Source organism: Brevundimonas sp. UBA7534, assembly GCF_002479325.1.
Taxonomy (GTDB): Bacteria; Pseudomonadota; Alphaproteobacteria; order Caulobacterales; family Caulobacteraceae; genus Brevundimonas.
This window is the reverse complement of sequence record NZ_DLMO01000129.1, coordinates 32,722-56,013: the sequence shown is the minus strand read 5'-3', so window position 1 is coordinate 56,013 and position 23,292 is coordinate 32,722. Positions and strand designations below refer to the sequence as shown.

Sequence of the window (23,292 nt, the reverse complement as noted above, 5' to 3'; positions counted from 1 at the left end):
CGGCCAGTTCGCGCGGATTGGCTTTAAGCGCCTTCGCGGCGGCCAGCGCGCCGTTCGACTGGAAATCGGCCAGATCCGGGCGGTCCGACGGGGTGACGCGCGCCAGGGCCGTGTCCACGCCTTCGGCGGCGAAGGCGGCGCCCACCGCTTCGCCGAGGACGGTCTTCAGGTCGGGCATCTTACTGGCTCGGCGGCGTCTGCGTCTGGGCCGCGCCGGCGTTCACGCGGAAGCGGCTGCCCGAGCGGTTGAACTCGGCCATCTGAGGCGTGACGTCGAAACCGACCAGGATCTCGAAGTTCGATCCGCTGGTGGAGACGTCGGCGCGGGGGATGACGATGGTGCGCTCTTCGCGCACCGACGTTTCGCGCTGACCTTCGAAATTGACCGGGAGGTCGAAATATTCCTTGGCCAGGATGGCGCTGTTCCGTTCGGTGACCGCGACCCAGTAGCGGTAGGTCTTTCGGTCATCGGTCGCCTGGGCGCCGCGGCCGAGGTCGAACAGGATCTGCATGTCCAGACGGATCGGGTCGGCCTCGCGGTACTCGCAATCGGCGCTGACGCCCTCGATCTCGCCGGTGTAGCCGACATTGGCGATGGTCGCCCGGTCGTCGGCCAGCTCGACGTAGCGGGCGGCGTCGTAAAGCACCTTCACATAGGGGCACGGACCGGCGTTGGCGCGACGGCGCAGAGGCGCGATGCGCGGCGTCCGGGAACGCTGCTCCGGTTCCGCCTGCTGTCCCGACTGGCGGTCGCGCGGGGTGGTCTGAGCCTGGGCGGCGACGGGAAGGACGGCGGCAGCGACAGACAAGGCGGCCAGGGCGGTAAGGGCGCGACGCATCAGCTTATTTTTCCGACAGCGAACAGGGCGGCGCGCGACGATCGGCGCCCGACCGTGCAACGCTCTCCGCTGATAGCGGCTAAAGCGAGGCGCGGCAAACGACCGGAGGGGCGACGGCCCCGCCGGGGTGGAATCACAGACCCGGCAGTTTGAAACCGCCTTCGCGGCGCGGCGTGATGGTGATGCCGTCGCGACCGCCGGTCAGAGCCTGCAGGCGCGCGGCCTCGCTGGCCGGATCGATGGTCTGCTGGCCGTCGGTGGTCTGACGGACCGTGGCGGCCTGGGTCGAAGCGTCGTCCTTGCGCCAGAACATCACGCGATTGGCCCAGCTTTCGTCCTTGTGGGCGATGTCGCCGAACTCGTCGTCGATGACGTAGCGGGCCAGCGGGTCGGCCTGGTCGGCGCCCGCCTGAGCGACCAGAACCTGTTCGCCGGGGGTGCGGGTGATGGCCTGACGCTGACCCAGCAGGATCTGGCGCGCGGCGCTTTCGGGCGCCAGCTCCTGCGGACGCGGCTGGCCGGGAGCCGGCGGACGCAGGCCGTATTCGGGCGGCACGGTCAGGGGCGCGGTGGAGACGGTGACGAACTCGTCCGGCACGACCTTCGACAGGCCGACGCCCTGGCGAATGCTGCCGCAGGCCGAAAGGGCCAGGGCGGAGGCGGCGAGGGTCAGGACGGCGACGCTGCGATGACGCATGGATTCAGGCTCGACTCGGCTTGCGCGGGCGCCCGGCGGGCGCGGTTCGCAATAGTGAAGACGGGGTGATTACGACTTTTCAGGGGCTGCGCCAACCGGAGCCGCGCGTTCGGACTTCAGGCTGTCGATGATCAGCAGCACGACGCCGATGGTGATGGCGCTGTCGGCGATGTTGAAAACCCAGGGAAACACGCCGGTGCCGGAGAAGTCGATGAAGTCCACGACATAGCCGAACCGCACGCGGTCGATGACATTGCCCAGCGCGCCGCCCATGACCAGGCCGATGGCCGTGACCTGCAGCCGACGGTCGGCCCTCAGCGCCCACCAGGCCAGACCGGCCGAGACGACGAGCGAGAAGATCGTCAGCCCCCAGCGCGCCTCGCCGCCGCCGAACAGGCCGAAGCTGACGCCGGTGTTCTCCACCCAGCTGAAGTTCAGGATCGGCGGCAGGACCGGGATCTGCCCGACCTCGTGCAGCGAGACGCCGCTGATGATCCAGGCCTTGGTCAGCTGGTCCAGGACGATGACCGCAAGGGCGAAGCCGTAGGCGGCCAGGGCGAGGCGGGAAATCTTCATTCTGCGCTTTCGACAGGCGACGGAAGAGGCGCGCTTAGCAGGAAGCGGCCGCACGGGGGAGGGGCGAAATCGACGTCGATCAGAACAGATCGCCCTGTCCGGGCGGTGCGGCGCGTGGCCGGGGCGCGCGCGGCGGGGCAGGGCGGGGCGCCGGAGAAGACAGCGCGGGGGGTGGCTCGCCTTCGATCACGGCCGCGCGGGCGCCGTCGCCGAACACCAGGGACACGGCCTGGCCCGACGACAGCTGGGCGGCCGCCGTCACCCAGCGCCCTTCGCCATCCTCGACACGGGCGAAGCCGGGCTTGGGGCGGGCCGGGTCCAGGCTCGTCAGGGCGCGGGACAGGGCGGTCAGGCGGTCGCGGTCGCGAACCAGGCGGCGATCGACGGCGGGGTGGAAACGCGGCTCCAGCGCGATCAGCCGGTCGCGCCGGCGCTCGATGACGCGATCCAGCAGTCCCGGCCCGAGGCGCGCGGCGACGCCGACCAGCCGGTGACGTTTTTCGGCGGCATGGTGGGTCAGGGCGGACTCCAGCCGGCTGCCGGCGTGGTCGAGTCGTTGCTGGGCCAGGGCCAGCAGGTCTTCCGGCCGCGCGGGAAGGCCCCGCGCGACGGCGCGCAGCCGGGTGCGGCGATCCTCGATAAGCCGCCCGCCCGTCTGGACCAGACGACGGTCCAGGTCCGCCACGGCGTAGCGCAGATCGTTCAAGACGGGCGTGGCCAGTTCCGCCGCCCCCGTCGGCGTCGGCGCGCGCCGGTCCGACACGAAGTCGATCAGGGTGGTGTCCGTCTCGTGCCCCACCGCCGAGATGATGGGGATGGAGGCGGCCGCGACGGTGCGCGCCAGCCCCTCGTCGTTGAAGCACCACAGATCCTCGACCGAGCCGCCGCCGCGCGCGACGATCAGCAGATCGGGGCGGGGGACGGGGCCGCCCGGCCGCATCGCGTCGAAGCCGCGGATGGCGTTGGACACCTGCCCGCACGCGGCGTCGCCCTGAACCACAACGGGCCAGACGATGACCCGGCAGGGCCAGCGCTCGGCGATCCGGTGCAGAATGTCACGGATGACCGCGCCGGTGGGGCTGGTGATGACGCCGATGGTGCGGGGAAAGGCGGGAAGCGGCTTCTTGCGCGCCGGGTCGAACAGGCCTTCCTCGCGCAGCCGGACCTTCAGTCGTTCCAGCTGGGCCAGCAGGGCGCCGGCCCCGGCGGCCTCCATGCTCTCGATCACGATCTGGTAGGATGATCGGGCCGGGTAGGAGGTGATCTTGCCGGTGACGATGACCTCCAGGCCCGTCTCGGGCTGAACGCCCAGGCCGCGCACGGCGCCCTTCCACACGACGCCGTCGATCGCCGCCTTGTCGTCCTTGAGCGTCAGATAGACGTGGCCCGAGGCGTGGCGATTGACCTTGGATATCTCGCCGCGCAGGCGGACGTGGCCGAAGCGCTCCTCCAGCGTGCGCTTGAGGGCGAAGGACAAATCCGAGATCGACAGGGGCGGATTGTTGTCGCGCGGGGCGGGCGAATCGGCCGGCCCTTCGAACACATAGGAGTCATCGCTCATGCGCGCACTCTAGCCTGCGTCGATCCGCGCGGGAACGGCTTGGCCGCCTCGCCGTTCGCCCTTCATGCCCGTCGACCCGCAAGGCACAGACCCGGAGAACCGTTCGCCGCGCGAGCGTGGTCTTCAACGCCGAAGCGGCGCGGGCGGAGCCATGAGCCCGTGGCTGCTGATCTTCGGCGTCATCCTGTTGGGGGTGGTCGTCTATGTCGTTTCGGCCGTGCTCTGAACCTACAGAAAGAACCTGTCATGAAGCGCCTCATTTCCCTCGCCGCCGTCCTGTGCCTTGTCGGCGCCGCGGCCTGTTCCGACCGTGACGACGACGTGGTGCAGGCGCCCGCTCCCAACGCCGCGCCCGAACCCGTTTCGGAGACGCGCGCGGACGCCGCCACGACAAGCGCCGCCTTGGCGTTCGGCATGACGCGTGAGCAGCTGGAGGATGCGGATCTGCTGTCGGCGGACAACACCGATCTGGGTGACGTCGAGACGCTGGTGCTGAACGCCCAGGGCCGGTTGACCCACATCGTGATCGATCTGGAAGGGCCGGGCGATCTGGAGGTGTTGGTCCCCGTCGGCGACCTGTCTTCCGTCGACCGGAACGGCGAGAAGGACCTGACCACGCAGTTGACGCTGGCCCAGTTGCAAGCGCTGCCGGCCTGGACGCCGGGGATGACGCCCACCGGCGCCGCCCAGGCCCCCGCACGTTAAGCGTTTCCGACGCTTGACCGGCCCATCCGGGCCGGTCATGTCCGGGGCATGAACATCCTCCTCGTCGGATCGGGCGGGCGCGAACACGCCCTGGCCTGGAAGATCGCCCAGTCGCCGCTGACCACGCGGCTCGTCGCCGCCCCGGGCAATCCCGGCATGGAGAAGCTGTGCGAGCTGCGCGCGGTGAAGGCCGACGACGCCGAGGCGCTGGCCGCGCTGGCGCGCGAGATCAAGGCCGAACTGGTCGTGGTCGGGCCGGAGGTCGCTCTGGCCGCCGGCCTGGCCGACCGCCTGGCGGCGCTGGGCATCCCCTGTTTCGGACCCACGGCCAAGGCGGCGCAGCTTGAGACCTCCAAGGCCTTTTCCAAGGCGTTCCTGGAACGGCACGAGATCCCGACCGCCGGTTACGGCGTCTATGACACGGTGAAGGACGCCAAGGCGGCGCTGGATGTCTTCAAGCCGCCGTATGTCATCAAGGCGGACGGCCTGGCGGCCGGCAAAGGGGTGGCGATCAGTCCCGACCGCTCCGACGCCGAGGCCGAGATCGAGCGGATGCTGGGCGGCCGGTTCGGCGCGGCCGGCGCCCGGGTTGTGATCGAAGAGTTCATGGACGGCGAGGAAGGCTCGCTGTTCGCCCTGTGCGACGGTCGACAGGCCGTGCTGTTCGGCGGCGCCCAGGACCACAAGCGCGCCTTCGACGGCGATCTGGGCCCCAACACCGGCGGCATGGGGGCCTATTCGCCGGCTCCGGTCTTCACGCCTGACCTGGTGCGACAGGCGAATGATCTCATCGTCCAGCCGACCGTCGCCCGCATGGCCGAAGAGGGCGCGCCCTATCGGGGCGTGCTGTACGCCGGGCTGATGGCGACCGAGGACGGACCCAAGGTGGTGGAGTTCAACGCCCGCTTTGGCGATCCGGAATGTCAGGTGCTGATGATGCGCTTCGCCGGCGACATCGTACCGTATCTGCTGGCGTGCGCGCGGGGCGACGTCTCGGGGCTGCCGGCGCCGAGCTTCAAGCCTCAGACCGTGATCTGCGTCGTCATGGCGGCGAAAGGCTATCCCGACAGCCCGCTGGAGGGCTCGATCATTCGCGGCGCCGAGCAGGACTTTGGTCCGCATGTCCAGGTTTTCCACGCCGGGACGAAGCGGCGCGACGACGGCCAGTTGTGCGCCGCTGGCGGGCGGGTGCTGAACATCTGCGCCGAGGGCGACGACATCGCCCAGGCGCGCGAGCGGGCCTATGCCGCCCTCCGCCAGATCGACTGGCCGGGCGGCTTCAACCGCACCGATATCGGCTGGCGCGCGCTGGAGCGGGGCTGAGTTGCAGGGCGCCGGTTCGCCGGACGGCGGTTTCCGCGTCGCCGCCCTCTATCGATTCGCCGCGATCGAGGACCGGGAGGCGGTGCGCGGTCGCCTGCTCGCCGCCTGCGAGTCGGGAGAGGTGAGAGGCACGCTGCTGGTCGCCCATGAGGGGCTGAATGGAACCATCGCCGGCCCGGCGTCGGGCGTGGAGGCCGTGCTGTCCGTCATCCGCGCCCTGCCGGGCTTCGCCGATCTGGACGTGAAATACGCCTGGGCGGACGCGGCGCCTTTCCTGCGGCTGAAGGTCCGGATCAAGCGCGAGATCGTGACCATGGGCCAGCCCGATCTGGACCCGGCGCGCGAGGCGGGAGCCTATGTTTCGCCTGCGGACTGGAACGCCCTGATCGCCGACCCAGCGACCTTCGTGATCGACACCCGCAACGACTACGAAGGCGACGTCGGCGCCTTCGAGGGGGCGGTCCAGCCCAACACGCGCAGCTTTCGCGATTTTCCCGACTGGTTCCGGGGCGAGGGGCGGGCGCTTCTGGAACAGAGCGGCGCGCATCGGGTGGCCATGTACTGCACCGGCGGCATCCGCTGCGAAAAGGCGACGGCCTTCCTCAAGGCCGAAGGGGTCGACCAGGTGCATCACCTGGAAGGCGGGATCCTGCGCTATCTGGAGACGACGGCCGAGGACGACAGCCTTTGGCGTGGGGAGTGTTTCGTCTTCGACGAGCGGGTGGCGGTGAAGCACGGCCTGGCGCAAGGAGACCACAGCCTGTGCCGAGGTTGCCGGATGCCGGTCAGTCCAGCGGGCCGCGCATCCGCGAACTATGTCGAAGGAGTCTGCTGCGACCGGTGCCACGACACGCGCGGCCAGGAACAGAGGCAGGGCTACGCCGAGCGGCAGCGCCAGGTCGAGATCGCGCGGTCACGCGGCGGGACGCATCTCGGCGCTCCCGCCATGCGACCCGATCAGGCCCAGGCGAACAGCAGGCGGCCCTGACCCATGCGCTCGCGCAGGTCCGGCAGATCGGCGTGGGCGACCGAGAAACAACCGTAGCTGCGGCCCAGCTTGCCTTCGCGCGCCAGGAAGTCGGGATCGGCGTAGTCGGCCCCGTGGATGATGATGGCGCGCTCGCGGGCCTTGTCGTTGGTGTACTCCAACCCGTCCAGCAGCACGTTCGGCCCCTGCTGCGATCCCCAGCTGGCGCCGGCGGTGGCGTAGGCGCCGACCGACGACATGTTGGAATCGGGCGTGTTCGAGAAGCGCTGGGCGTAGCCGGTGTGCGATGGGTCCGAGCCTCGGCCGTGGCAGGTGCGCAGAACCGTCACCTGACCGCCTTCCAGATCGACCTCGTAAAGCCGCTCGTCGCCCGAGAACTTCTGGAAGTCGACCAGATACATGCGGTCACGCAGCGGCAGGCGACGGTGATGGACGTCCAGCGCGGCCATGGCGCGCTCCATCAGGTCCTTGCGCACGCGGCCGCGCGGATCGAGCGGGGGCGGGGTCAGGTTGGCGGTCTGGATGGCCGGAGCCGGCGCTGCGCTCTGCGCTGCGGTCGGGACCACGGCCGCGGCCTGCGCGGTCACGATCGGGGTGGCTCTGGCGCTGGCGCATCCCGCCAGCATCGCCGATCCGCCAAGGATCAGCCCTCGTCTCGATAGCCGCATGCGACGCCCTCGTTGCGGTTTGTTCTTGGGCCGCATTTGTTTCAAAAGGTTTCTTGGGAGGCAACCTGAGCCTTGGACGTTAGATCGCCAGGGCCCCGGTGAAGCTATTGATTCGGAGGGGATTCATGAAACGGCTTGGCTTGTTTGCGGCGATGATTGTGGCGGCGGCGACGCCCGCCTTTGCCCGCCAAACCCCGGCGCAGCCAGTGATTTCCGGCGATCAGACGACGACGTTCCTGCAAGTAGGGCGGCTTTTGGCCGATCCGCAAACCGGCGTTGTGCAGCGCGATAAAACTCTCGTGATCCGCGGGAACCAAGTCGTCGAAACACGCGACGGCTTCGTCGGCGACGCCGCGCAGGGCCGTGTGGTCGACCTGCGCGGGGCCTTCGTCCTGCCCGGCCTGATCGACAGCCACGTCCACCTGACCGGACAGCAAAATCCGAATACGCGGTTGGAGAACGTGACGCAGTCGGACGCCGACCAGGCCATGATCGGCGCCCGCTACGCCCGGCGCACGCTTATGGCGGGCTTCACCACCGTGGCGGACATGGGCGCGAGCAATGAGGCCATCTTCGCCCTGCGTGAGGCGGTGCGGCGCGGCGATGTGCCGGGACCGCGCATCATCGCCGCCGGCTCGGCCGTATCGATCCACGGCGGTCACGGCGACGTCAACGGCTATCGCGAGGACGTCATGCACCTGCTGTCGTCCGAGAGCATCTGCTCGGGGCCGGAGGACTGCATGCGCGCGGTCCGCACCCAGGTGCGCGCCGGGGCCGACATCATCAAGATCACCGCCACGGGCGGCGTCCTGTCCAACACCGCGGCTGGCCTGGCGCAGCAGTTCAGCGACCCGGAACTGGCCGCCATCGTCGAGAGCGCGCACCGCATGGGTCGCCAGGTGACGGCCCACGCCCACGGGGTCGACGGCATCAACGCCTTCCTGCGCGCCGGCGGCGATTCCATCGAGCACGGCACCTATCTGGACGACCAGTCGATCCGCCTGTTCAAGCAACATGACGCCTGGCTTGTACCGACGCTGCTGGCCGGAGATTTCGTCGCCCGCATCGCATCGGGCCCGGACAACTTCTTCACCCCGGCCCAGACCGCCAAGGCGCTGGAGGCGGGGCCGAAGATGCTGGACATGGCGCGGCGCGCGCATGAGGGCGGGGTCAGGATCGCCTTCGGCACCGACAGCGGCGTCTCGGCCCACGGCGACAACGCCCAGGAGTTCGCGCTCCTGGTCCGCGCCGGCTTAACCCCGCTGGAGGCCGTCCAGGCCGCCACCGTCGGCGCCGCCGAGCATCTGCGCATCGCCGGCGAGGCGGGGAAGATCGCGCCCGGCATGCCCGCCGACATCGTGGCGGTGTCGGGGGATCCGCTGACGGATGTGACCGAACTGGAGCGGATGCGCTTCGTGATGAAGGGCGGCGTGATCTACCGCGCCGATTGAAGCCGCCCGGTCAGGAAGGCGGCGAAGGCCGGGGCGTCGTCGAAGCGGGCGACGACCGGCCAGGCCGCGACCCTAGCGCGCCAGTCGGCTGGCAGCCGGACCCAGTCCTTCTCGGTGGTCACCATGCCCGCGTTGAACGTCGCCGCGCGGTCCTGCAGGAAACGGAGTTGCTCGGGCCGGTAGGCGGCGTGATCGGGGAAGGGGACGAAGTCGGCCAGGTCGCAGCCTGCCGCGGTCAGCGAACGTTCCACCTTCCACGGCTTGGCGATGCCCGCGAAGCCGACCTGCGGACCGGGCGGCGGCGGCCCCTGGGGCGTCAGCCGCGCGGTGAAGACCGGCAGGCCGCCGAACAAGGCAAGCAGTTCGGGATCGGCCGTGTCGACATCCGTCGGCAGCATGATCACCACGGCGTCGGCCCGAGCCAGTCCGGCGCCCAGCGGCTCACGCATCGGACCAGCCGGGAAGACGGCGCCGTCGCCGAAGGGCCATTCGTCGTCGCGCGTCTCGCCATCGACGACGATCAGGCTGACTGTCTTCTTCAGCGCCGGGTTTTGGTGCCCGTCGTCAAGCACCAGCGTCTGAGCGCCCGCCGCCACGGCGGCGCGGGCGCCGGCGACGCGGTCGCGCGCGATCCAGGCCGGCGCGCCTTGCGCCAGCATCAGCGGTTCGTCACCGACCTGGTCGGCCTGATGCAGGGCCGGGTCGACGCGAACCGGGCCGTCCAACGATCCCCCATAGCCACGCGAAAGAGCCTGGGCGTCCACGCCCTGGCTCCGCAGCAGGCGCAGGATCTCGCGCGCCACCGGCGTCTTGCCTGATCCGCCGACCGTCAGATTGCCGACCGAGATCACCGGGCATCCGGGATCGACCGGCGCGGCGCGGGCGATCCGGCGGGCGGTGACGCTGGCCCAGATCCAGCCCAGCGGACGCAGCAAGCTGCGGGTGATGCGCGCGTGGTCGGGCTGGCGGCGATACCACCAGCGAGGCGTGTTCAGCTTCATCGCACTCTGGCCTCGGCAGGCGGCAGCAGGGCGGACAGGCGGCTCCACAGCAGGTCCAGCCCGCCGTTGGCCTCGGCGGCGGCGCGGCGGGCGCGCTCGCCCATCGCCTTGGCCGTCTCCGACGAGGCCAGGAGCGGGCCGATCACGTCGGGCAGGTTGGAGGGCGCGGCGACGACCGCCAGGCCGCCGGCGCGAACCAGCGCCTCGGTCACGCTGGCCCAGTTGGAGGCGTCCGGCCCGGTCACGGCCGGTTTGGCCAAGCGGGCCGGCTCCAGCGGATTGTGACCGCCGACGGCGGGCAGGCCCAGGGCCGGGGCGAAGGAGCCGCCCATCACCACCACATCGGCCAGGCGCAGGAACAGGCCCATCTCGTTCAGGGTGTCGGCCAGATAGAGGTCGGTCTCGCCGTCCGGCTGTTCTCCGCGCGAGCGGACGGCCAGGCGATAGCCGTCACGCCGCAGGGCCGCCTCGATCGCGGGACCGCGCTCGGGATGACGGGGCGCCAGGATCAGGCAGTTGCGGCCGGGCAGGGCGTCCAGCGCGCGGACGATGGCGGCCTCCTCGGCCTCGTGGGTGCTGGCCGCGACGATCACCGGGCGATCGCCCACCGCGGCGCTGAGGCGGCTGAAGGCGGCCTTGTCGAAAGGCAGGGGATCGCCCGCCAGCTTCAGATTGACCAGGCCGTCGACGCGGGCGCCCATCGCCTCCAGCCGCGCGGCGGAGGCCGCATCCTGGGGCATGATCAGGTCGAAGGCGGCGGTTACGCGCCGCGCCGAGGCGGGGAAGCGCGCCCATCGGTCGGCGGTCGCCTGGGTCAGCCGCGCGCTGACCAGCGCCAGGGCGACGCCGCGCCGGTGCGCCTCCACCAGCAGGTTGGGCCACAGCTCGCTTTCGACGAAGACGGCCAGGTCGGGCCGCCAGTGATCCAGGAAGGCGGCGACCACGCCCGGACCGTCGACCGGGGCGTACTGGTGGATGACGCCGGGCGGCAGACGGTCCGCCAGGATGCCCGCCGAGGTCACGGTGCCCGAAGTGACCAGGACGGTCACATCCGGGCGCGCCGCGCGAATCCGCGCCACCAGAGGCAGCAGGGACAGGGTCTCGCCCACGCTGACCCCGTGCAGCCAGGCCAGCGGGCCGTTCGGGCGGGCCATGCCGGCGACGCCCAGGCGTTCATCGACTCGGACGGGATCTTCCTTGCCGCGGGCGGCGCGGGCGTCCAGCAGGCGCGGGGCCAGCGGCTCCAGCAACCGGGTCGCCAGGCGATAGAAAAGCAGGGGAAGCGGCGTCACCGGGGCGGCCTCACCCGCCCAAGCCGGTCAGGGCGTCGGCGCGGGCCTCCACCGCATTGAGCCGCGCGGTCCAGTCGGCCACGACCGCCGCGGGCTCGGCGTCGGTCGGATAGTCGACCCGATCCCAGACTATGGCGCCCTTGCCGAACGGCAGGGGCAGGACGGCGCGGTCCCAACTGTCCAGGCGTATGGCAGGATGGCAACTCATGCCGATCAGCAGCACGGGCGCGCCCGACAGCTTGGCCAGCAGGGTGGTGCCCTCCGCCATGATATTGGCCGGGCCGCGCGGGCCGTCGGGGGTGATCGCCAAGGCGCCCACCTTCAGTTGCTTCAACCCGTCGCGCAGGGCCTGCGACCCGCCCTTGGCGCGGTCGGCCTTGTCCTTGTTGGCCGACGATCCTCGCACGGCCGGAAAACCCTGGCGCGCCACGGCCTTGGCGATGAACTCTCCATCGGCGGAAAGCGAGATCAGCGCCTTGGCCGGCTGGGCCCGGTCCAGCGGCCAGCACGACGGCGACAGGCCGATGCGCGAATGCCAGAAGACGCACAGCACCCCGCCGCCCTGGCCCCAGACCTGCTCGGCGGCGGCCTGGTTCTCGTGCGTCCAGCGGATGGTGGCGAAACAGAACCGCATCCACTGCGCCAGGATCCACGCCAGGGCGGACTGGACCGCCGGATTGCGCAGAGGCCTCACGCCACGGTCTCCACCGTCGGGGCGCCGTCCAGCGATTGCTGCCGGGCGAGGCGGGCGTAGAGCCCGCCCTGCGCCACCAGGTCGTCATGGGCGCCCTGTTCGACCACGCGGCCGGCGTCCAGCACATAGATGCGGTCGGCGTTTCTGACCGTCGACAGGCGGTGGGCGATCATCAGGGTGGCGCGGCCCTGCATCAGCCGCTCCAGCGCCGCCTGCACCAGGGCCTCGCTCTCGGTGTCCAGCGCGCTGGTGGCCTCGTCCAGCAACAGGACGGGGGCGTCCTTCAGGAAGGCGCGGGCGATGGCGATGCGCTGGCGCTGGCCGCCCGACAGGCGCACCCCCGCCTCGCCCGCGCGGGTCTCGTAGCCGTCGGGCAGGCCGATGATGAAGTCGTGGGCCGCGGCGGCGCGGGCCGCCGTCTCGATCTGGTCCCGGGAGGCGTCCGCGCGGCCGTAGGCGATGTTGGCGGCGACGGTGTCGTCGAACAGGAAGGGCTCCTGCGTCACCAGGGCGATGTGGTCGCGCAGGTCGGGCAGTTGCAAGTCGCGGATGTCCACGCCGTTCAGGCGGACCGCGCCGCCGGTGACGTCGTAGAAGCGCGGCAGCAGGCTGAGGATGGTGCTCTTGCCGCCGCCTGACGGGCCGACCAGCGCCACGGTCTCGCCCGGCGCGATGTGGATGGCGACATGGTCCAGCGTCGGGGCGACGCCCTCGCGCGACGGCGCATAGGCGAAAGACACGTCGTCCAGCACCACCTCGACCGGCCCCGCGGGCAGGGCGGCGGCGTGGCTGGCCTCCCGAATCTCGGGCTGGATGTCCAAGGCGGTGAACAGCCGCCGCGCCGCCGTCAGACCCTCGCTCATCACCGTGGCCAGGTTGGTGACCTGGCGCAGCGACTGGCCGGCGGCCAGCAACATGCCGATGAAGGCTGCGAACTCGCCCACGTCCATCACGCCCTGCTGGGCCTGCCAACCGGCGTAAGCCATCACCGCGGCGACCACGGAATAGGCCACCAGGTCGCTGGCGGGGCCGGCGAAGGCGCGGGCGTTGGCGCCTTTGATGACGTGGCGCTGGCGGCGAGCGACGACCTCGGCCACGCGCGCCTCCTCGGCGGCCTCGCGGTTTTCGATCTTGATCAGGCGGACGCCGTCCAGGTTCTCCATCAGGGCGGTGGACAGGGCCTCGCTTTCGGCCATCGCTCCCTTGGCGGCCTTGCGCGTCTTTCGGCCGAAGCGACGCAGGATCAGGGCGACGGCCGGGATGCCCAGCATCACCACCATCGCCAGCTTCCAGTCGATCCAGAACATGTAGAGGATGACCGCGATCAGCGTCAGGCCGTGCTGGGTGTAGTTGACCACGCCCGAGGTGAAGGCCTCGCGCACCAGATTGGCGTCGTAGAGAACCGTCGAGACGAAGGCGCCCGAATGCTGGGCGCGCAGACGCGCCAGGTCCGCCCGGATCATGGCCGCGAACAACCGAACCTGGATGTCGCCGACGATGCCGTGGCCCAGTCGGTTGATCAGGGCCGACTGCCCGGCCGAGGCGAAGGTCCGAACCATGGCCACCGCGACGATGGTGATCGGAATCCATAACAGCGCCTGAGCGTCGTTCAGACTGACCATGTTCAACAGCCGTACGGGCCCTCCGCCGGGCACGAACAGGCCGTTGACCGCCGGCTCCAGCAGACCCAGCAGCACCGCCGAAAGGGCGCCGGCCACGCCCGCGCAGATCATGGCCGTGACGAGCGCCAGCTTGTTTCGGGACAGATAGTCGCGCCAGATGCGACCCAGCAGGGCGCGCAGCGGCAGGGACTGGGGGGCGGCGGGGACGGTCATCGGCTCTCGGTCGGACGGCTGGCGGTCCAAGTCAACCCGCGGGTGATGACGCGGGCGCTGGGGTTCGCTATGGGCGCGGATATGGGGCGTTTCGATCTTTCCACCACCATGGGGCGTTTTCAGGCGCGGTGGCATTATTTCTGGGCCGACCACGCCTTCCTGCGCGTCGCCTTCTCCAACGCGCATTGGCTGGGGCCGGATCTGGTGCGCACGAACCAGCCTTCGCCCCGCCAGTTGGCCCACTGGAAGAAGAAGGGCGTCCGCACGGTCATCAACCTGCGGGGCCGGCGCGATGAAGGCTATTATTGGCTGGAGCGGGAGGCCTGCGAACGGCTGGGTCTGACCCTGATCGACGCGCCGCTGGATTCGCGTGACGCGCCGGGCCGCGACCGCATTCACCGCGCGCGCGAGCTGTTTCGCACGATCGAGTACCCGGCGCTTATCCACTGCAAGTCCGGCGCGGACCGGGCGGGGATGATGGCGGTGTTGTATCGGCACTTCCATCTGGGAGAGCCGATCTCGCTGGCCATGCGGGAACTGTCGAAGAAATACCTGCACCACCGAGAGGGGCTGACCGGCGTGCTGGACTTCACGCTGGAGAAATACGTCCGCGAGGTGGAGCCCCAGGGGGTGTCCTTCATCGATTGGGTGGACAGCGACGCCTATGATCCGAAGGCGATCCGGGCCGAGTTCAAGGCCGGATGGTGGGGCACACTGCTGACGGAACGGCTGCTGCGCCGCGAATAGGGCGTCAGCCCCATGGGCCCGATGACGGCGGGTTGTCGGTTCCGCCGGCGCGCGCCTGCTCGGCGTCGCGCCGGGCCTTGCGATCGGCTTCCCAGCGCTTGAACCAGCGCCGGTAGCGGATCTGGCCCCGCAGATTGATCATGAACAGCGCCAGGACGCACAGCAGGCTGACCAGCTGGAAGATCTGTTGGCCGTCGAGGTTCATGTGCAACGCCCTTATCGCCGCCGGCGGTCGGCCAGCGCTGGATGCAAGGGAAGAAGCGCGCAGGGCGGGTCGGGCGTTCCGCCCCGCGACCATCAGCCCTCGCCGCGCGGGTCGATCAGCTTGTGGGCGTGCAGGATGAAGTAGCGCATGTGGGCGTTGTCGACCGTCGCCTGGGCGCGCGCCTTCCAGGCCTTCTTGGCCTCGTCGTAGCTGCCGTAGGCGCCGACGAACTCGACCTGCGACAGATCGCGGAACACCGGCTCGTGCAGATGGCGCATTTCGCCGCCGATGACGAGGTGGAGCAGTTGCGGCGTCTCTTTGGCTTCAGCCATGACGAAATCCTTGATGGGGAGAGCGTTTGCGCGGCGGCATAGGCGTTAAGGCGGAAAGGATCAACCGAGGATGGGACGAGCGACGCAACGAACGCCATCGACGTTGGTGGAAGCTGGCCTTTTTGTTGCGCATCACCCCAGACCGGCCTTCTTCAACGTCTTCCAGGCCTTGATGACCCGCTGCAGCTTGGCCTCCGCGCCACGATCGCCGCCGTTGGTGTCGGGGTGAAACCGCTTCAGCATCTCGTGGTAGCGCGCCTTGACCGCCGCCTTGTCGGCGCCGGGCTCCAGGTCCAGGTCCGCCAGGGCTGTCCGCTCCAGCTTGCCGATGCGCCGATCCTCGACCGGGGCGGCCGTCGCCTGTTCGCCGCGACGTCCGAACAGGCCGAAGCTGTCGCGCCATGACCCGGCGCCGGCGGTGTTGCCGGTCCCCATCTTGGCGGCGAAGGCGGCGGCCTCGCGGCTGAACTTGCCCGCCTTCATCTCCCAGGTCGGACGGCCGCCGGTCATGGCCTCGTTCTCCTGGGCGGCGCGAATCTCGCCCTCGCTCATCCCGGCGTAGAAGTTCCAGCCCTTGTTGTATTCACCCGCGTGGGTCTGGCAGAATTCGTAGAAGTCGTTCAACCGCTCGCGCGACTTGGGGGCCCTGGCGGTCGCGGCCTTGCGGCAGTCGGGCCATTGGCACGGTTTTTCCCCCGGCTTCAGGTGCAGGACGTCGGCCTGGGCAGCCTCTTCCTCGGGCTTGGGCGGCTTCACGCGGATGTCGGTGAAGCGCGGCTTGTATTGAAAGGAAGCGGACATCACCCGAAGTTTAGTCCTGAATTGGACGCCATCAAGGAAACGATCATGTCGGACGGCCCCGTCGCCGCGAAAATCCGGGAAAAGCTGCAGGCGGCCCTGTCGCCGCAGCGGCTGGAGCTGGAGGACGACAGCTGGCGGCACGCCGGCCACCATCATGAAGGCGGCATGGACGCCAGGCCGGGCGGCGAGAGCCACTTCAATCTGGTGATCGTGTCGGCGGATTTCGAGGGGCGATCGCGCGTGGAGCGCCAGCGGATGGTCAACGCTCTGCTGAAGGACGAGATGGCCGGACCCGTTCACGCCTTGTCGATCAAGGCCCTGACGCCCTCGGAAGCGCCGCACAGCGCGTGATTGCGCAAAAGACCAGCGTTCACTTCGTCTTAGAACCTTCGTTTTAGCGTCACGTCACCAAACAGAACGTGGGGGACGGCTGCATGGTGGAATCCGACGGCGTCGCGAAACCGATGGCCTCCGATCAACGCGCGGGCGATGCAGCCCAGGCCCTGACGGCGATTCTGCAGACGCAATATCTGCGCTACCTGATCATCGCCAGCTGGGCGCTGGGCCTGCTGGGCGTCGTGCCTTGGTGGCAGGCCATGCTGTGGTTTGGCGCCACCGTCGGCGCCGGCGCCGTTCGCGGCGCGTTCGAGCGACGCATGGCCGATCGGGTCACCGGCGGCTGGGGCTTCGTCTTCCCGACCGTGGCCACCGTCACCACCGGCGCCTGGGCCGTCGCGCCCTTGCTGGCGTGGTTCTCCGGGGCGCCGTTCGGCCAGCCCCTGGCCGTGGCGCTGGTGATTTCCGGCTATGTGCTGGTCTTCACCCAACTTCGCAGCTCGCCGCGCCAGGCCGTGATCATCTCTTCGCCCTATGGCGCGGCCTCGACCATCATGCTGCTGAGCCTGGTCGGCCAGCCGGAGTTCTGGTCGTTGCTGCTGGTCCTGCCCTTCACGGCCGCGGGCCTGTTCGTGCTGGTCACCATGACGATGTTGCGCGAGGAGCGCATCCGCGCCTTCCAGGCGCACCAGGCCCATCTGATCGAGGAGCTGGAAAGCGCCCGTGACAAGGCCAACGCCGCCAATGACGCCAAGTCCAACTTCCTGGGCGTCATCTCCCACGAACTGCGCACGCCGATGAACGGCGTGTTGGGCGCCGCCCAGCTGCTCAGCGCGACGCGACTGGAGACGACCCAGCGCGAATATCTGTCGATCATCCGCAATTCGGGCGACAACCTGCTGAGCCTGCTCAACGACATCCTCGACATGACCAAGATCGAGGCCGGCAAGATGACGTTCGAGGTCGTCGATGTCGTCATCGAGGAACTGCATAAGCGCATCACCGGCCCCTTCGAGGCCCAGGCCAAGGCCAAGGGGCTGAGCTTCGTATCGACCTTCGAGGGCGAAGTGCCGACGGTGGTGCGCGGCGATCCCTTGCGCGTCTGCCAGGTGGTGCAGAACCTGCTGTCCAACGCCGTCAAGTTCACCGATGCGGGCGAAATCCGCTATGTCGTGCACGGCGAGCGCATTTCCGACCAGCGGGTCCGGTTCGAGTTTCGCGTGACCGACAGCGGCGCCGGCATCGCGCCGTCCGATCTGGAGCGATTGTTCCAGCCTTTCACCCAGGTGGACGCTTCCTCGACGCGGCGCTTCGGCGGCACAGGCCTGGGCCTGACCATTTCGCGCCGCATGGCCAACATCATGGGCGGCGACATCAACGTGACCTCAAAGCTGGGGCAGGGCTCGGCCTTCACCTTCGCCGTGGAGGCCGAGGTGGTCGAATGGGCGCGCCCCGCGCCGGCCGAGGAAATCCATGCGGAGATCGAAGGCGTCGCCTCGCTGCGGGTGCTGGTTGTCGAGGACCATCCCGTGAACCGCATGATCCTGGAAGCGTGGATGAGTTCCGCCGCGCACGTCACCGTGACGGCTGAAAACGGCGAACTGGCTGTCAAGGCGGCTGCGGAACAGCCGTTCGACCTGATCGTCATGGATGTGAACATGCCGGTGATGGACGGGCTGACGGCGACGCGGATGATCCGGGGCGGCGGCCTCAACGCCGATACGCCGGTCGTGGTCCTGTCCGCCTCGGCTCGCACCGAGGATCACGAAGCGGGCCTTCAGGCCGGCGCCGACGCCTATCTGAACAAGCCGATCGACTTCGCCGCCCTGGCCGAACTGATCGGCCGCGTCCCTGGCGGCCGAGACGCCGTGGCGGGCCTGTCTTCGGCGGCGGCGCAGTCGGTCGCGGCCTGAGACGGCGGCGCCGGCGAATAAGAGCGCTGCTGGGGAAACCTGCGCGGCGTTTTCCGTTGTCCCTTCGGCGACGCTTTCGGCGCCCCTGACGGATAACCATGCGCGCTTTCGCCGAGCTTCTGGATCGCCTGTCCCTGACGGCGTCGCGCAACGCCAAGCTGGTGCTCGTGCGCGACTATCTGAAGGCCACCCCGGATCCGGATCGGGGCTGGGCGCTGGCGGCGCTGACCGGGGACCTCAGTTTCAAGGCGGCCAAGCCGGCCCTGATCCGCAAGGCGGTGGAGGGGCGGGTCGATCCGGTCCTGTTCGGCTGGTCCTACGACTATGTCGGCGACCTGGCCGAGACGGTGGCCCTGCTCTGGCCGTCGCCGGCGGACTATCGCCCCAATCGCGAGCCGGAACTGGCCGAGGTGGTCGATGCGCTGATGCGCGCAAAGCGCGGCGAGGTCCAGCCGCTGATCGAGGCCTGGCTGGACGCGTTGCAGCCCAAGGGGCGCTGGGCCCTTCTGAAACTGGTCACCGGCGGGCTCCGCATCGGTCTGTCTGCGCGGCTGGCCAAGACGGCGGCGGCCATGATCCGGCCGACCGCGATCACGCAACCGCCCAACCCCGATGGCGACGAGGCGCAGACGGCCCTGACGGCGGTGGACGTTTCGGACATCGAGGAGGTCTGGCACGCCGTCGATCCACCCTACGCCGACCTGTTCGCCTGGCTGGAGGGGCGTGCCGAGCGCCCCAGTCCCGACGCACCGGGACGTTTTCGGCCCGTGATGCTGGCGGTCGCTATCGATGAGGCGGTCGATTTTCCGAAGCTTTCACCCGCAGACTACGCCGCCGAATGGAAGTGGGACGGGATCCGGGTCCAGGCTGTGCGGGAAGGCGGCGTCGCGCGGCTCTATTCCCGCACTGGCGACGAGATTTCCGGCGCCTTTCCCGATGTAATGGAAAGCCTCGACTTCGACGGCGCCATCGACGGCGAGCTTCTGGTGCTGCGCGACGGCCGGCCCGCGCCGTTCGGCGATCTGCAGCAGCGGCTCAATCGCAAGACCGTGGACGCCAAGCTGATGGCCGCTCATCCGGCCGGCGTTCTGGCCTACGATCTGCTGGCCTGGAATGGCGAGGACCTTCGGGCGCTTCCGCTGACGGAACGACGCGTCAGGCTGGAAGCCCTGGTGGAGACCCATCCCGGCGACCGTCTTCGGCTGTCGCCGCTGGTCGACTACGCCAGCTGGGACGCCCTGGGTCGTCTGAGGGCCGATCCTCCGGTCGGCGCGGCCGCAGAGGGCCTGATGCTGAAGCGTTGGGACAGCCCCTATCTTGCCGGGCGGCCCAAGGGGCCTTGGTTCAAGTGGAAGCGCGACCCGCACGTCATCGACGCCGTGCTGATGTACGCCCAGCGCGGCCACGGCAAGCGGTCTAGTTTCTATTCCGACTACACCTTCGGGGTCTGGACCGAAGAGGGGGCGCTGACGCCCGTGGGCAAGGCCTATTTCGGCTTCACGGACGAGGAACTGAAGCAGTTGGACAAGTTCGTGCGCGATCACACCGTCGATCGCTTTGGACCTGTGCGGTCGGTTCGGGCCGAGCGCGATTTCGGCCTGGTGCTGGAGATCGCTTTCGAAGGCCTGCAACGCTCCAGCCGGCACAAGTCCGGGGTGGCCATGCGGTTTCCCCGCATCAGTCGAATCCGCTGGGACAAGCCCGCGCGCGAGGCCAATACGCTGGATGACGTAATGGACCTGCTGGACGCCATCGAAAGCGGCGGCGGGCGCATCGCCGTCGCCGGCGACTGATCCGACGCGCGGGATATCCGCGTCGTCAGGACGAAAAGCGATTCGCCAGCCAGTAACCGCCCAGCGCGGCCGTCGTCGTCAGGAAGACGCCCCAGGCGAGGTCGATCAGGGTGATGTGGGTCGGCCAGATCCGCAGGGTGGCCTGGTTGGTCAGATCGTAGGTGGCGTAGGCGACAAGGCCCAGAACACCGCCCATGATCGCCGCGCGTAGGGCGGACCCCTCGCGCAGCGCCGGCATAACCGCCAGGAAGACCACGCCGAAAACATAGATCAGATAGAAGGCGATGGCGGCGCGCATGTTGGGACGGGCCGCCATCAGTTCGCCGATCGCGGGCTGATACAGACGCGGGGCCATCAGCGTAAGCCATATGGCGTCCAATACGCCCATGGTCAGTCCGCTTCCTAGATAAGCCAGCAGATACCGCATGATAGCCCCCTTCAGACAGCGCGAAGACGATAATGGCTGACGCCCCATTCGCGACCGTCGCTATCGCCGAACAGGCCGGCGGTGGCCAAGTAGAAGCGCCGCCAGCGCCGTGTCCACAGCTGCGCCTGATCGCCATAGACGTCGCGCATGATGCGCCCCACAGCCTCGGGCTGGCCGTCCATGTTGGCGAGCCAATCCAGCGCCGTCCGCTGGTAATGGACGCCGCTCCAGCGCCAGTCCTGCTCGATCTCGAACAGGTCCGCGTATTGCCGCATCAGGCCGTGGCTGGGCATTACGCCGCCGGTGAAGAAGTGCTGGGCGATGAAGTCGGATCGGTCCGATGAGTCGAAGCGATACGGGGTCGTCCGGTGTGAAAAGACGTGGATGAACATTCGGCCCTCGGGCGCCAGCCACCGCCGCGCGCGGGTCAACAAAGCGCGCCAGTTCGCCATGTGCTCGAACATTTCGACCGAGACGATGCGGTCAAAGCGCCGGTCGGTGTCAAAGACGTTCATGTCGCGCGTGAGAACGGTCAGGTTCGACAGGCCGCGCTCGCGGGCTTGGGCCTCTATGAATGCGCGCTGACCGGCCGAGTTCGACACGGCGGTGATGGTCGACGCGGGATAGCGCTCGGCCATCCACAGCGACAGCGAGCCCCAGCCGCAGCCCAGTTCGAGAACGGTCTGGCCGTCAGCGAGGCCGGCGTGCATCGCGGTCTCCGCCAGCGCCGCCTCCTCGGCCTGAGCCAGGCTTTCGGTTCCGGTGGGGTAGAGGCAGCAGGAATATTTCAGTCGTGGACCCAGGCAGATGCGGAAGAACTCGGCCGGCAGCTCATAGTGCTGAGCGTTGGCGGCCTCCACATGCTCGGCGATCACGCGCTCGGCCATCTCCCGGGCGAAGCGGGCGTCAGCGCCGGGCGCGTCGTGAAGCGTCTTGCGCGCACCCGCCACCATGGCGGCGATGGCTGGGCGGACGATGAAGTCCGGCGCGGGCGCGTCCTGGGCGGAGCGCAGCAGGGCGGATAAGGGCATGACGCCTCCGGTCAGCGGGCCTTGGGTGGAAGGGGAAAGAAGCGGGATACGCGGTCCTGGTAAGCGCGATAGGCCTGGGGTCTGGACTTCAGCATTTGCGCCTCCAGCATCGGCACGCCGCTGACGTGGTTGAGCAGCCACCACATCATCGCCGGAGCAATCAGAGACAGCCAGCCGAAGGGATGGTCCACGCTCAGCGCCATCACCAGCCACGCCAGCCAGACGGTCCATTCGAAGAAATAGTTCGGGTGCCGGGACCAGGCCCAAAGACCCGTGTCGGCCACCTTGCCCTTGTTCGACGGATCGCGGCGGAAGACGGCCATCTGTCGGTCGGCAAGCGTCTCCCCTCCAACCGCGACCAGAACGATCAGACCCGCCAGGGCGTCGCGCCACCCGAGATCAGCTTCGGGACGGATGGCGGCGGCTCTAAGCGAAACAGTCAGCACCGCGACGGTCGCGGCCTGTATCATCAGGAAAGCCCAGGCCTTGAAGCCCCAGCCCCCCCATTCCTTTTTGAAGCGCTCATACCGCGGATCCGGCGTGTCGGAGCGCGCGGTGCGCAGCGCGATATAGCCGCCCAGACGTAGCGCCCACAGCCCGATCAACACCGCCACAAGAAGCTGACGCGCGACGACGGCGTCCTCCGCCGGCCACAGCGCGGCCAAGGCGCCAATCGCGCCGATCGACAGGGTCCACACCACATCGGTCCAGCCGCCGTCGCCAGCGAAGCGCACGATCACCCAAGCGAGCGACAGGGCGATGACGGCCAGGGCGGCGCAAACGACGATGACCAGCATGATCCCTCCTAGCGTTCACGAACTCTACGAGCGAAGCCGTCGCCCGGATGCGCCCCTAGAGGCGGATGAACGGTTGGATCAGGCGGCCCAGCCAGCCGTCGAGCAGAATCTGTCCGTCCAACGCGGCCACGCACAGGCAAGGCTCGTCGGAAACGACCCGGGGCTGGTGCAGGGTCTCTTGATCCGCTTCTTCCAGGTCGCCCTTGTCGAACCGTTCGTCGTCGGTGGCGTAAGCGCCGGACAACACGCAAGTCAGCTCCACGCCGCCGTGCGTATGGCGGGGCATCACCCGGCCGGGCTGGATGTCCAGCAGAATGACACGGCAGTCGCCGGCGCGCGGGCCCAGCACGTCACGCACACGCACACCCGGCCCCATCCATCGCCAGGGACCGAGCGCATGGCGGCGAAGCGGCTCGGGCAGTTGCGGCATGTCGTTCAGCGGCAAAGCGGGCACCGCCGCCCCTGCATCGGTCTCGGCTCGGGCCATGACGCGGGCCAGGGCGTCGGCGGGGAGGGGTTCAGGCGGGATGTCTTCCAGCAGGCGCCCGCCCACGGCCTCGAGCCGGCGCGCGAAGGCGCCGGCCTGCGGACGCATCCACAGGTGCGTGGCGACCACCAGGGCCTCTGGCGAGCTCAGCGCTCCGGCCGCATAGGCCAGGAGGCGGTCGTCGGAAACGGAATGGCGCATCGGGGTCATTCTATCCCCCTCAGCGGTTCAAGCGCGATACGAAGCTTTATCATGGCCTTGCGGATGCGGGATTTCACGGTCCCCAGGGGAAGGTCGAGATGACGGGCGATTTCCGAATGGGCGGCGCCTTGGAAGAAGGCCAGGCGCAGCACCTCGACATGGTCGGGCGACAGGCTTCGCATGGCCTCGGTCAGGCGGGCGGCCTCTTCGGCGCCCGACAGCAGGTCGTCCGGGCGATCCGGTTCGTCCGGCAGAAGGCTGAGATCGGCGACGGGCAAGGGGCGGGATTCCTTGCGCAGAACGTCCAGTCGACGATTGCGAGCGATGGTGAAGATCCACGTCGCCGCGCTGGCGCGGGTGGGATCGAAGAGATCCGCCTTTCTCCAGACCGTCAGCATCGCGTCCTGGGCGAAATCCTCGGCTGCGCCGGCCGGGGCGCCGGCGTGCATCAGGTAGGCCTTCAGCCTGGGGGCGAAGTATTCGAACAGACGGGCGAAGGCTTCTCGGTCGCGGCGGATCGCGACCGCCTGGATCAGTTGGCCGTTTTCGTCCCGAGCACCGTAATTCGAGCTCATGGGGCGACGTACCGGCG

General features: G+C 69.1%; 27 protein-coding genes. 9 read left to right on the top strand and 18 right to left on the bottom strand.

The window, feature by feature from the left end; all coding sequences use genetic code 11:
- From B2U11_RS10645 to xseA, 5 genes are all read right to left on the bottom strand, one after another.
- A partial coding sequence (locus tag B2U11_RS10645; protein WP_292071649.1) for a hypothetical protein occupies positions 1 to 178 on the bottom strand: 178 nt, incomplete at its 3' end.
- 1 nt (position 179) lies between these two features.
- Complete coding sequence (locus B2U11_RS10640) at positions 180 to 839, bottom strand: Tat pathway signal sequence domain protein (protein ID WP_292071641.1); 660 nt, start codon at positions 837 to 839, stop codon at positions 180 to 182.
- A gap of 133 nt (positions 840 to 972) precedes the next feature.
- A complete protein-coding gene (locus B2U11_RS10635; RefSeq protein ID WP_292071640.1) occupies positions 973 to 1,536 on the bottom strand; it encodes a DUF3035 domain-containing protein in 564 nt (187 codons plus the stop codon).
- A 69-nt stretch (positions 1,537 to 1,605) separates the two neighbouring features.
- Positions 1,606 to 2,112, bottom strand: coding sequence for a signal peptidase II (lspA, locus tag B2U11_RS10630; protein ID WP_292071639.1), 507 nt, complete (start codon positions 2,110 to 2,112; stop codon positions 1,606 to 1,608).
- 79 nt (positions 2,113 to 2,191) lie between these two features.
- On the bottom strand, positions 2,192 to 3,673 hold the full coding sequence (gene xseA, locus B2U11_RS10625; protein WP_292071638.1) for an exodeoxyribonuclease VII large subunit: 1,482 nt from the start codon (positions 3,671 to 3,673) through the stop codon (positions 2,192 to 2,194).
- Positions 3,674 to 3,737: 64 nt separating this feature from the next.
- On the opposite strand from xseA, the gene B2U11_RS10620 reads away from it, so the two are divergent.
- Genes B2U11_RS10620 through B2U11_RS10605 form a run of 4 tightly spaced genes read left to right on the top strand, consistent with a single transcriptional unit; the run spans position 3,738 to position 6,689 of the window.
- On the top strand, positions 3,738 to 3,899 hold the full coding sequence (locus B2U11_RS10620) for a hypothetical protein (protein ID WP_292071637.1): 162 nt from the start codon (positions 3,738 to 3,740) through the stop codon (positions 3,897 to 3,899).
- A gap of 20 nt (positions 3,900 to 3,919) precedes the next feature.
- A complete protein-coding gene (locus tag B2U11_RS10615; protein WP_292071635.1) occupies positions 3,920 to 4,378 on the top strand; it encodes a PRC-barrel domain-containing protein in 459 nt (152 codons plus the stop codon).
- A gap of 48 nt (positions 4,379 to 4,426) precedes the next feature.
- Positions 4,427 to 5,701, top strand: coding sequence for a phosphoribosylamine--glycine ligase (gene purD, locus B2U11_RS10610; protein ID WP_292071633.1), 1,275 nt, complete (start codon positions 4,427 to 4,429; stop codon positions 5,699 to 5,701).
- 1 nt (position 5,702) lies between these two features.
- Positions 5,703 to 6,689: a rhodanese-related sulfurtransferase gene (locus tag B2U11_RS10605; RefSeq protein WP_292071631.1), complete on the top strand. Its 987-nt coding sequence runs from the start codon at positions 5,703 to 5,705 to the stop codon at positions 6,687 to 6,689.
- On the opposite strand, the gene B2U11_RS10600 is transcribed toward B2U11_RS10605, so the two are convergent.
- On the bottom strand, positions 6,659 to 7,276 hold the full coding sequence (locus tag B2U11_RS10600; RefSeq protein ID WP_292071629.1) for a murein L,D-transpeptidase catalytic domain family protein: 618 nt from the start codon (positions 7,274 to 7,276) through the stop codon (positions 6,659 to 6,661). The two genes, B2U11_RS10605 and B2U11_RS10600, sit on opposite strands and share 31 nt — an antisense overlap.
- A gap of 206 nt (positions 7,277 to 7,482) precedes the next feature.
- On the opposite strand from B2U11_RS10600, the gene B2U11_RS10595 reads away from it, so the two are divergent.
- Positions 7,483 to 8,808 carry a metal-dependent hydrolase family protein gene (locus B2U11_RS10595; RefSeq protein ID WP_292071627.1) on the top strand — a complete coding sequence of 442 codons (1,326 nt, stop codon included), beginning with the start codon at positions 7,483 to 7,485 and terminating at the stop codon, positions 8,806 to 8,808.
- On the opposite strand, the gene lpxK is transcribed toward B2U11_RS10595, so the two are convergent.
- The 4 genes from lpxK to B2U11_RS10575 are packed head-to-tail and all read right to left on the bottom strand — an operon-like array spanning position 8,793 to position 13,630.
- Complete coding sequence (lpxK, locus tag B2U11_RS10590; RefSeq protein ID WP_292071625.1) at positions 8,793 to 9,809, bottom strand: tetraacyldisaccharide 4'-kinase; 1,017 nt, start codon at positions 9,807 to 9,809, stop codon at positions 8,793 to 8,795. The genes B2U11_RS10595 and lpxK overlap by 16 nt on opposite strands.
- A complete protein-coding gene (locus B2U11_RS10585) occupies positions 9,806 to 11,101 on the bottom strand; it encodes a 3-deoxy-D-manno-octulosonic acid transferase (RefSeq protein ID WP_292071624.1) in 1,296 nt (431 codons plus the stop codon). Before B2U11_RS10585 ends, lpxK begins: the two co-directional genes overlap by 4 nt.
- Positions 11,102 to 11,111: 10 nt before the next feature.
- Positions 11,112 to 11,795, bottom strand: a complete 684-nt coding sequence (locus B2U11_RS10580; protein ID WP_292071623.1) for a lysophospholipid acyltransferase family protein — start codon at positions 11,793 to 11,795, stop codon at positions 11,112 to 11,114.
- Positions 11,792 to 13,630 (bottom strand): ABC transporter ATP-binding protein, encoded by a 1,839-nt coding sequence (locus B2U11_RS10575; RefSeq protein ID WP_292071622.1) that lies wholly within the window; start codon positions 13,628 to 13,630, stop codon positions 11,792 to 11,794. The genes B2U11_RS10580 and B2U11_RS10575 overlap by 4 nt, the downstream gene beginning before the upstream one ends.
- Positions 13,631 to 13,711: 81 nt before the next feature.
- Between B2U11_RS10575 and B2U11_RS10570 the strand changes: the two genes are divergently transcribed.
- Positions 13,712 to 14,377, top strand: a complete 666-nt coding sequence (locus tag B2U11_RS10570; protein WP_292071620.1) for a fused DSP-PTPase phosphatase/NAD kinase-like protein — start codon at positions 13,712 to 13,714, stop codon at positions 14,375 to 14,377.
- A 4-nt stretch (positions 14,378 to 14,381) separates the two neighbouring features.
- Here B2U11_RS10570 and B2U11_RS10565 read toward each other — a convergent pair whose 3' ends face one another.
- From B2U11_RS10565 to B2U11_RS10555, 3 genes are all read right to left on the bottom strand, one after another.
- The gene (locus tag B2U11_RS10565; RefSeq protein ID WP_292071619.1) at positions 14,382 to 14,582 is read right to left on the bottom strand and encodes a hypothetical protein; all 201 of its coding nucleotides are present in this window, start codon (positions 14,580 to 14,582) and stop codon (positions 14,382 to 14,384) included.
- A gap of 92 nt (positions 14,583 to 14,674) precedes the next feature.
- Positions 14,675 to 14,914 (bottom strand): DUF4170 domain-containing protein, encoded by a 240-nt coding sequence (locus B2U11_RS10560; RefSeq protein WP_292071617.1) that lies wholly within the window; start codon positions 14,912 to 14,914, stop codon positions 14,675 to 14,677.
- Positions 14,915 to 15,046: 132 nt separating this feature from the next.
- The gene (locus B2U11_RS10555) at positions 15,047 to 15,715 is read right to left on the bottom strand and encodes a J domain-containing protein (protein ID WP_292071616.1); all 669 of its coding nucleotides are present in this window, start codon (positions 15,713 to 15,715) and stop codon (positions 15,047 to 15,049) included.
- Positions 15,716 to 15,760: 45 nt separating this feature from the next.
- Between B2U11_RS10555 and B2U11_RS10550 the strand changes: the two genes are divergently transcribed.
- The 3 genes from B2U11_RS10550 (at position 15,761) to B2U11_RS10540 (ending at position 19,757) form a co-directional block, all read left to right on the top strand.
- On the top strand, positions 15,761 to 16,066 hold the full coding sequence (locus tag B2U11_RS10550; RefSeq protein ID WP_292071614.1) for a BolA family protein: 306 nt from the start codon (positions 15,761 to 15,763) through the stop codon (positions 16,064 to 16,066).
- Between the two features lie 113 nt (positions 16,067 to 16,179).
- Positions 16,180 to 17,964, top strand: a complete 1,785-nt coding sequence (locus tag B2U11_RS10545; protein ID WP_292071612.1) for an ATP-binding protein — start codon at positions 16,180 to 16,182, stop codon at positions 17,962 to 17,964.
- Between the two features lie 98 nt (positions 17,965 to 18,062).
- Complete coding sequence (locus tag B2U11_RS10540) at positions 18,063 to 19,757, top strand: cisplatin damage response ATP-dependent DNA ligase (RefSeq protein WP_292071609.1); 1,695 nt, start codon at positions 18,063 to 18,065, stop codon at positions 19,755 to 19,757.
- A gap of 25 nt (positions 19,758 to 19,782) precedes the next feature.
- Here B2U11_RS10540 and B2U11_RS10535 read toward each other — a convergent pair whose 3' ends face one another.
- The 5 genes from B2U11_RS10535 to B2U11_RS10515 are packed head-to-tail and all read right to left on the bottom strand — an operon-like array spanning position 19,783 to position 23,275.
- Entirely contained in the window at positions 19,783 to 20,184 is a 402-nt protein-coding gene (locus B2U11_RS10535) for a DUF2177 family protein (RefSeq protein WP_349680723.1), read from the bottom strand.
- Between the two features lie 11 nt (positions 20,185 to 20,195).
- The gene (locus B2U11_RS10530) at positions 20,196 to 21,215 is read right to left on the bottom strand and encodes an SAM-dependent methyltransferase (protein ID WP_292071607.1); all 1,020 of its coding nucleotides are present in this window, start codon (positions 21,213 to 21,215) and stop codon (positions 20,196 to 20,198) included.
- 11 nt (positions 21,216 to 21,226) lie between these two features.
- Positions 21,227 to 22,012 (bottom strand): DUF1295 domain-containing protein, encoded by a 786-nt coding sequence (locus B2U11_RS10525; RefSeq protein ID WP_292071605.1) that lies wholly within the window; start codon positions 22,010 to 22,012, stop codon positions 21,227 to 21,229.
- Positions 22,013 to 22,067: 55 nt separating this feature from the next.
- Positions 22,068 to 22,709: a ChrR family anti-sigma-E factor gene (locus B2U11_RS10520; protein WP_292071603.1), complete on the bottom strand. Its 642-nt coding sequence runs from the start codon at positions 22,707 to 22,709 to the stop codon at positions 22,068 to 22,070.
- Positions 22,706 to 23,275, bottom strand: coding sequence for a sigma-70 family RNA polymerase sigma factor (locus tag B2U11_RS10515; protein WP_292071601.1), 570 nt, complete (start codon positions 23,273 to 23,275; stop codon positions 22,706 to 22,708). The genes B2U11_RS10520 and B2U11_RS10515 overlap by 4 nt, the downstream gene beginning before the upstream one ends.
- Between the last annotated feature and the right edge of the window lie 17 nt (positions 23,276 to 23,292).

What these genes read in the sequence shown, in the direction of transcription:
- B2U11_RS10560 (WP_292071617.1), bottom strand. Translation starts at nt 14,914, where the DNA reads ATGGCTGAAGCCAAAGAGACGCCGCAACTGCTCCACCTCGTCATCGGC.
- B2U11_RS10545 (WP_292071612.1), top strand. Translation starts at nt 16,180, where the DNA reads ATGGCCTCCGATCAACGCGCGGGCGATGCAGCCCAGGCCCTGACGGCG.
- B2U11_RS10575 (WP_292071622.1), bottom strand. Translation starts at nt 13,630, where the DNA reads ATGACCGTCCCCGCCGCCCCCCAGTCCCTGCCGCTGCGCGCCCTGCTG.
- lspA (WP_292071639.1), bottom strand. Translation starts at nt 2,112, where the DNA reads ATGAAGATTTCCCGCCTCGCCCTGGCCGCCTACGGCTTCGCCCTTGCG.
- B2U11_RS10595 (WP_292071627.1), top strand. Translation starts at nt 7,483, where the DNA reads ATGAAACGGCTTGGCTTGTTTGCGGCGATGATTGTGGCGGCGGCGACG.
- purD (WP_292071633.1), top strand. Translation starts at nt 4,427, where the DNA reads ATGAACATCCTCCTCGTCGGATCGGGCGGGCGCGAACACGCCCTGGCC.
- B2U11_RS10515 (WP_292071601.1), bottom strand. Translation starts at nt 23,275, where the DNA reads ATGAGCTCGAATTACGGTGCTCGGGACGAAAACGGCCAACTGATCCAG.
- B2U11_RS10620 (WP_292071637.1), top strand. Translation starts at nt 3,738, where the DNA reads ATGCCCGTCGACCCGCAAGGCACAGACCCGGAGAACCGTTCGCCGCGC.
- B2U11_RS10570 (WP_292071620.1), top strand. Translation starts at nt 13,712, where the DNA reads ATGGGGCGTTTCGATCTTTCCACCACCATGGGGCGTTTTCAGGCGCGG.
- B2U11_RS10615 (WP_292071635.1), top strand. Translation starts at nt 3,920, where the DNA reads ATGAAGCGCCTCATTTCCCTCGCCGCCGTCCTGTGCCTTGTCGGCGCC.
- B2U11_RS10555 (WP_292071616.1), bottom strand. Translation starts at nt 15,715, where the DNA reads ATGTCCGCTTCCTTTCAATACAAGCCGCGCTTCACCGACATCCGCGTG.
- B2U11_RS10535 (WP_349680723.1), bottom strand. Translation starts at nt 20,184, where the DNA reads ATGCGGTATCTGCTGGCTTATCTAGGAAGCGGACTGACCATGGGCGTA.
- B2U11_RS10635 (WP_292071640.1), bottom strand. Translation starts at nt 1,536, where the DNA reads ATGCGTCATCGCAGCGTCGCCGTCCTGACCCTCGCCGCCTCCGCCCTG.
- B2U11_RS10520 (WP_292071603.1), bottom strand. Translation starts at nt 22,709, where the DNA reads ATGACCCCGATGCGCCATTCCGTTTCCGACGACCGCCTCCTGGCCTAT.
- B2U11_RS10530 (WP_292071607.1), bottom strand. Translation starts at nt 21,215, where the DNA reads ATGCCCTTATCCGCCCTGCTGCGCTCCGCCCAGGACGCGCCCGCGCCG.
- B2U11_RS10550 (WP_292071614.1), top strand. Translation starts at nt 15,761, where the DNA reads ATGTCGGACGGCCCCGTCGCCGCGAAAATCCGGGAAAAGCTGCAGGCG.
- B2U11_RS10540 (WP_292071609.1), top strand. Translation starts at nt 18,063, where the DNA reads ATGCGCGCTTTCGCCGAGCTTCTGGATCGCCTGTCCCTGACGGCGTCG.
- B2U11_RS10640 (WP_292071641.1), bottom strand. Translation starts at nt 839, where the DNA reads ATGCGTCGCGCCCTTACCGCCCTGGCCGCCTTGTCTGTCGCTGCCGCC.
- B2U11_RS10525 (WP_292071605.1), bottom strand. Translation starts at nt 22,012, where the DNA reads ATGCTGGTCATCGTCGTTTGCGCCGCCCTGGCCGTCATCGCCCTGTCG.
- xseA (WP_292071638.1), bottom strand. Translation starts at nt 3,673, where the DNA reads ATGAGCGATGACTCCTATGTGTTCGAAGGGCCGGCCGATTCGCCCGCC.
- lpxK (WP_292071625.1), bottom strand. Translation starts at nt 9,809, where the DNA reads ATGAAGCTGAACACGCCTCGCTGGTGGTATCGCCGCCAGCCCGACCAC.
- B2U11_RS10565 (WP_292071619.1), bottom strand. Translation starts at nt 14,582, where the DNA reads ATGAACCTCGACGGCCAACAGATCTTCCAGCTGGTCAGCCTGCTGTGC.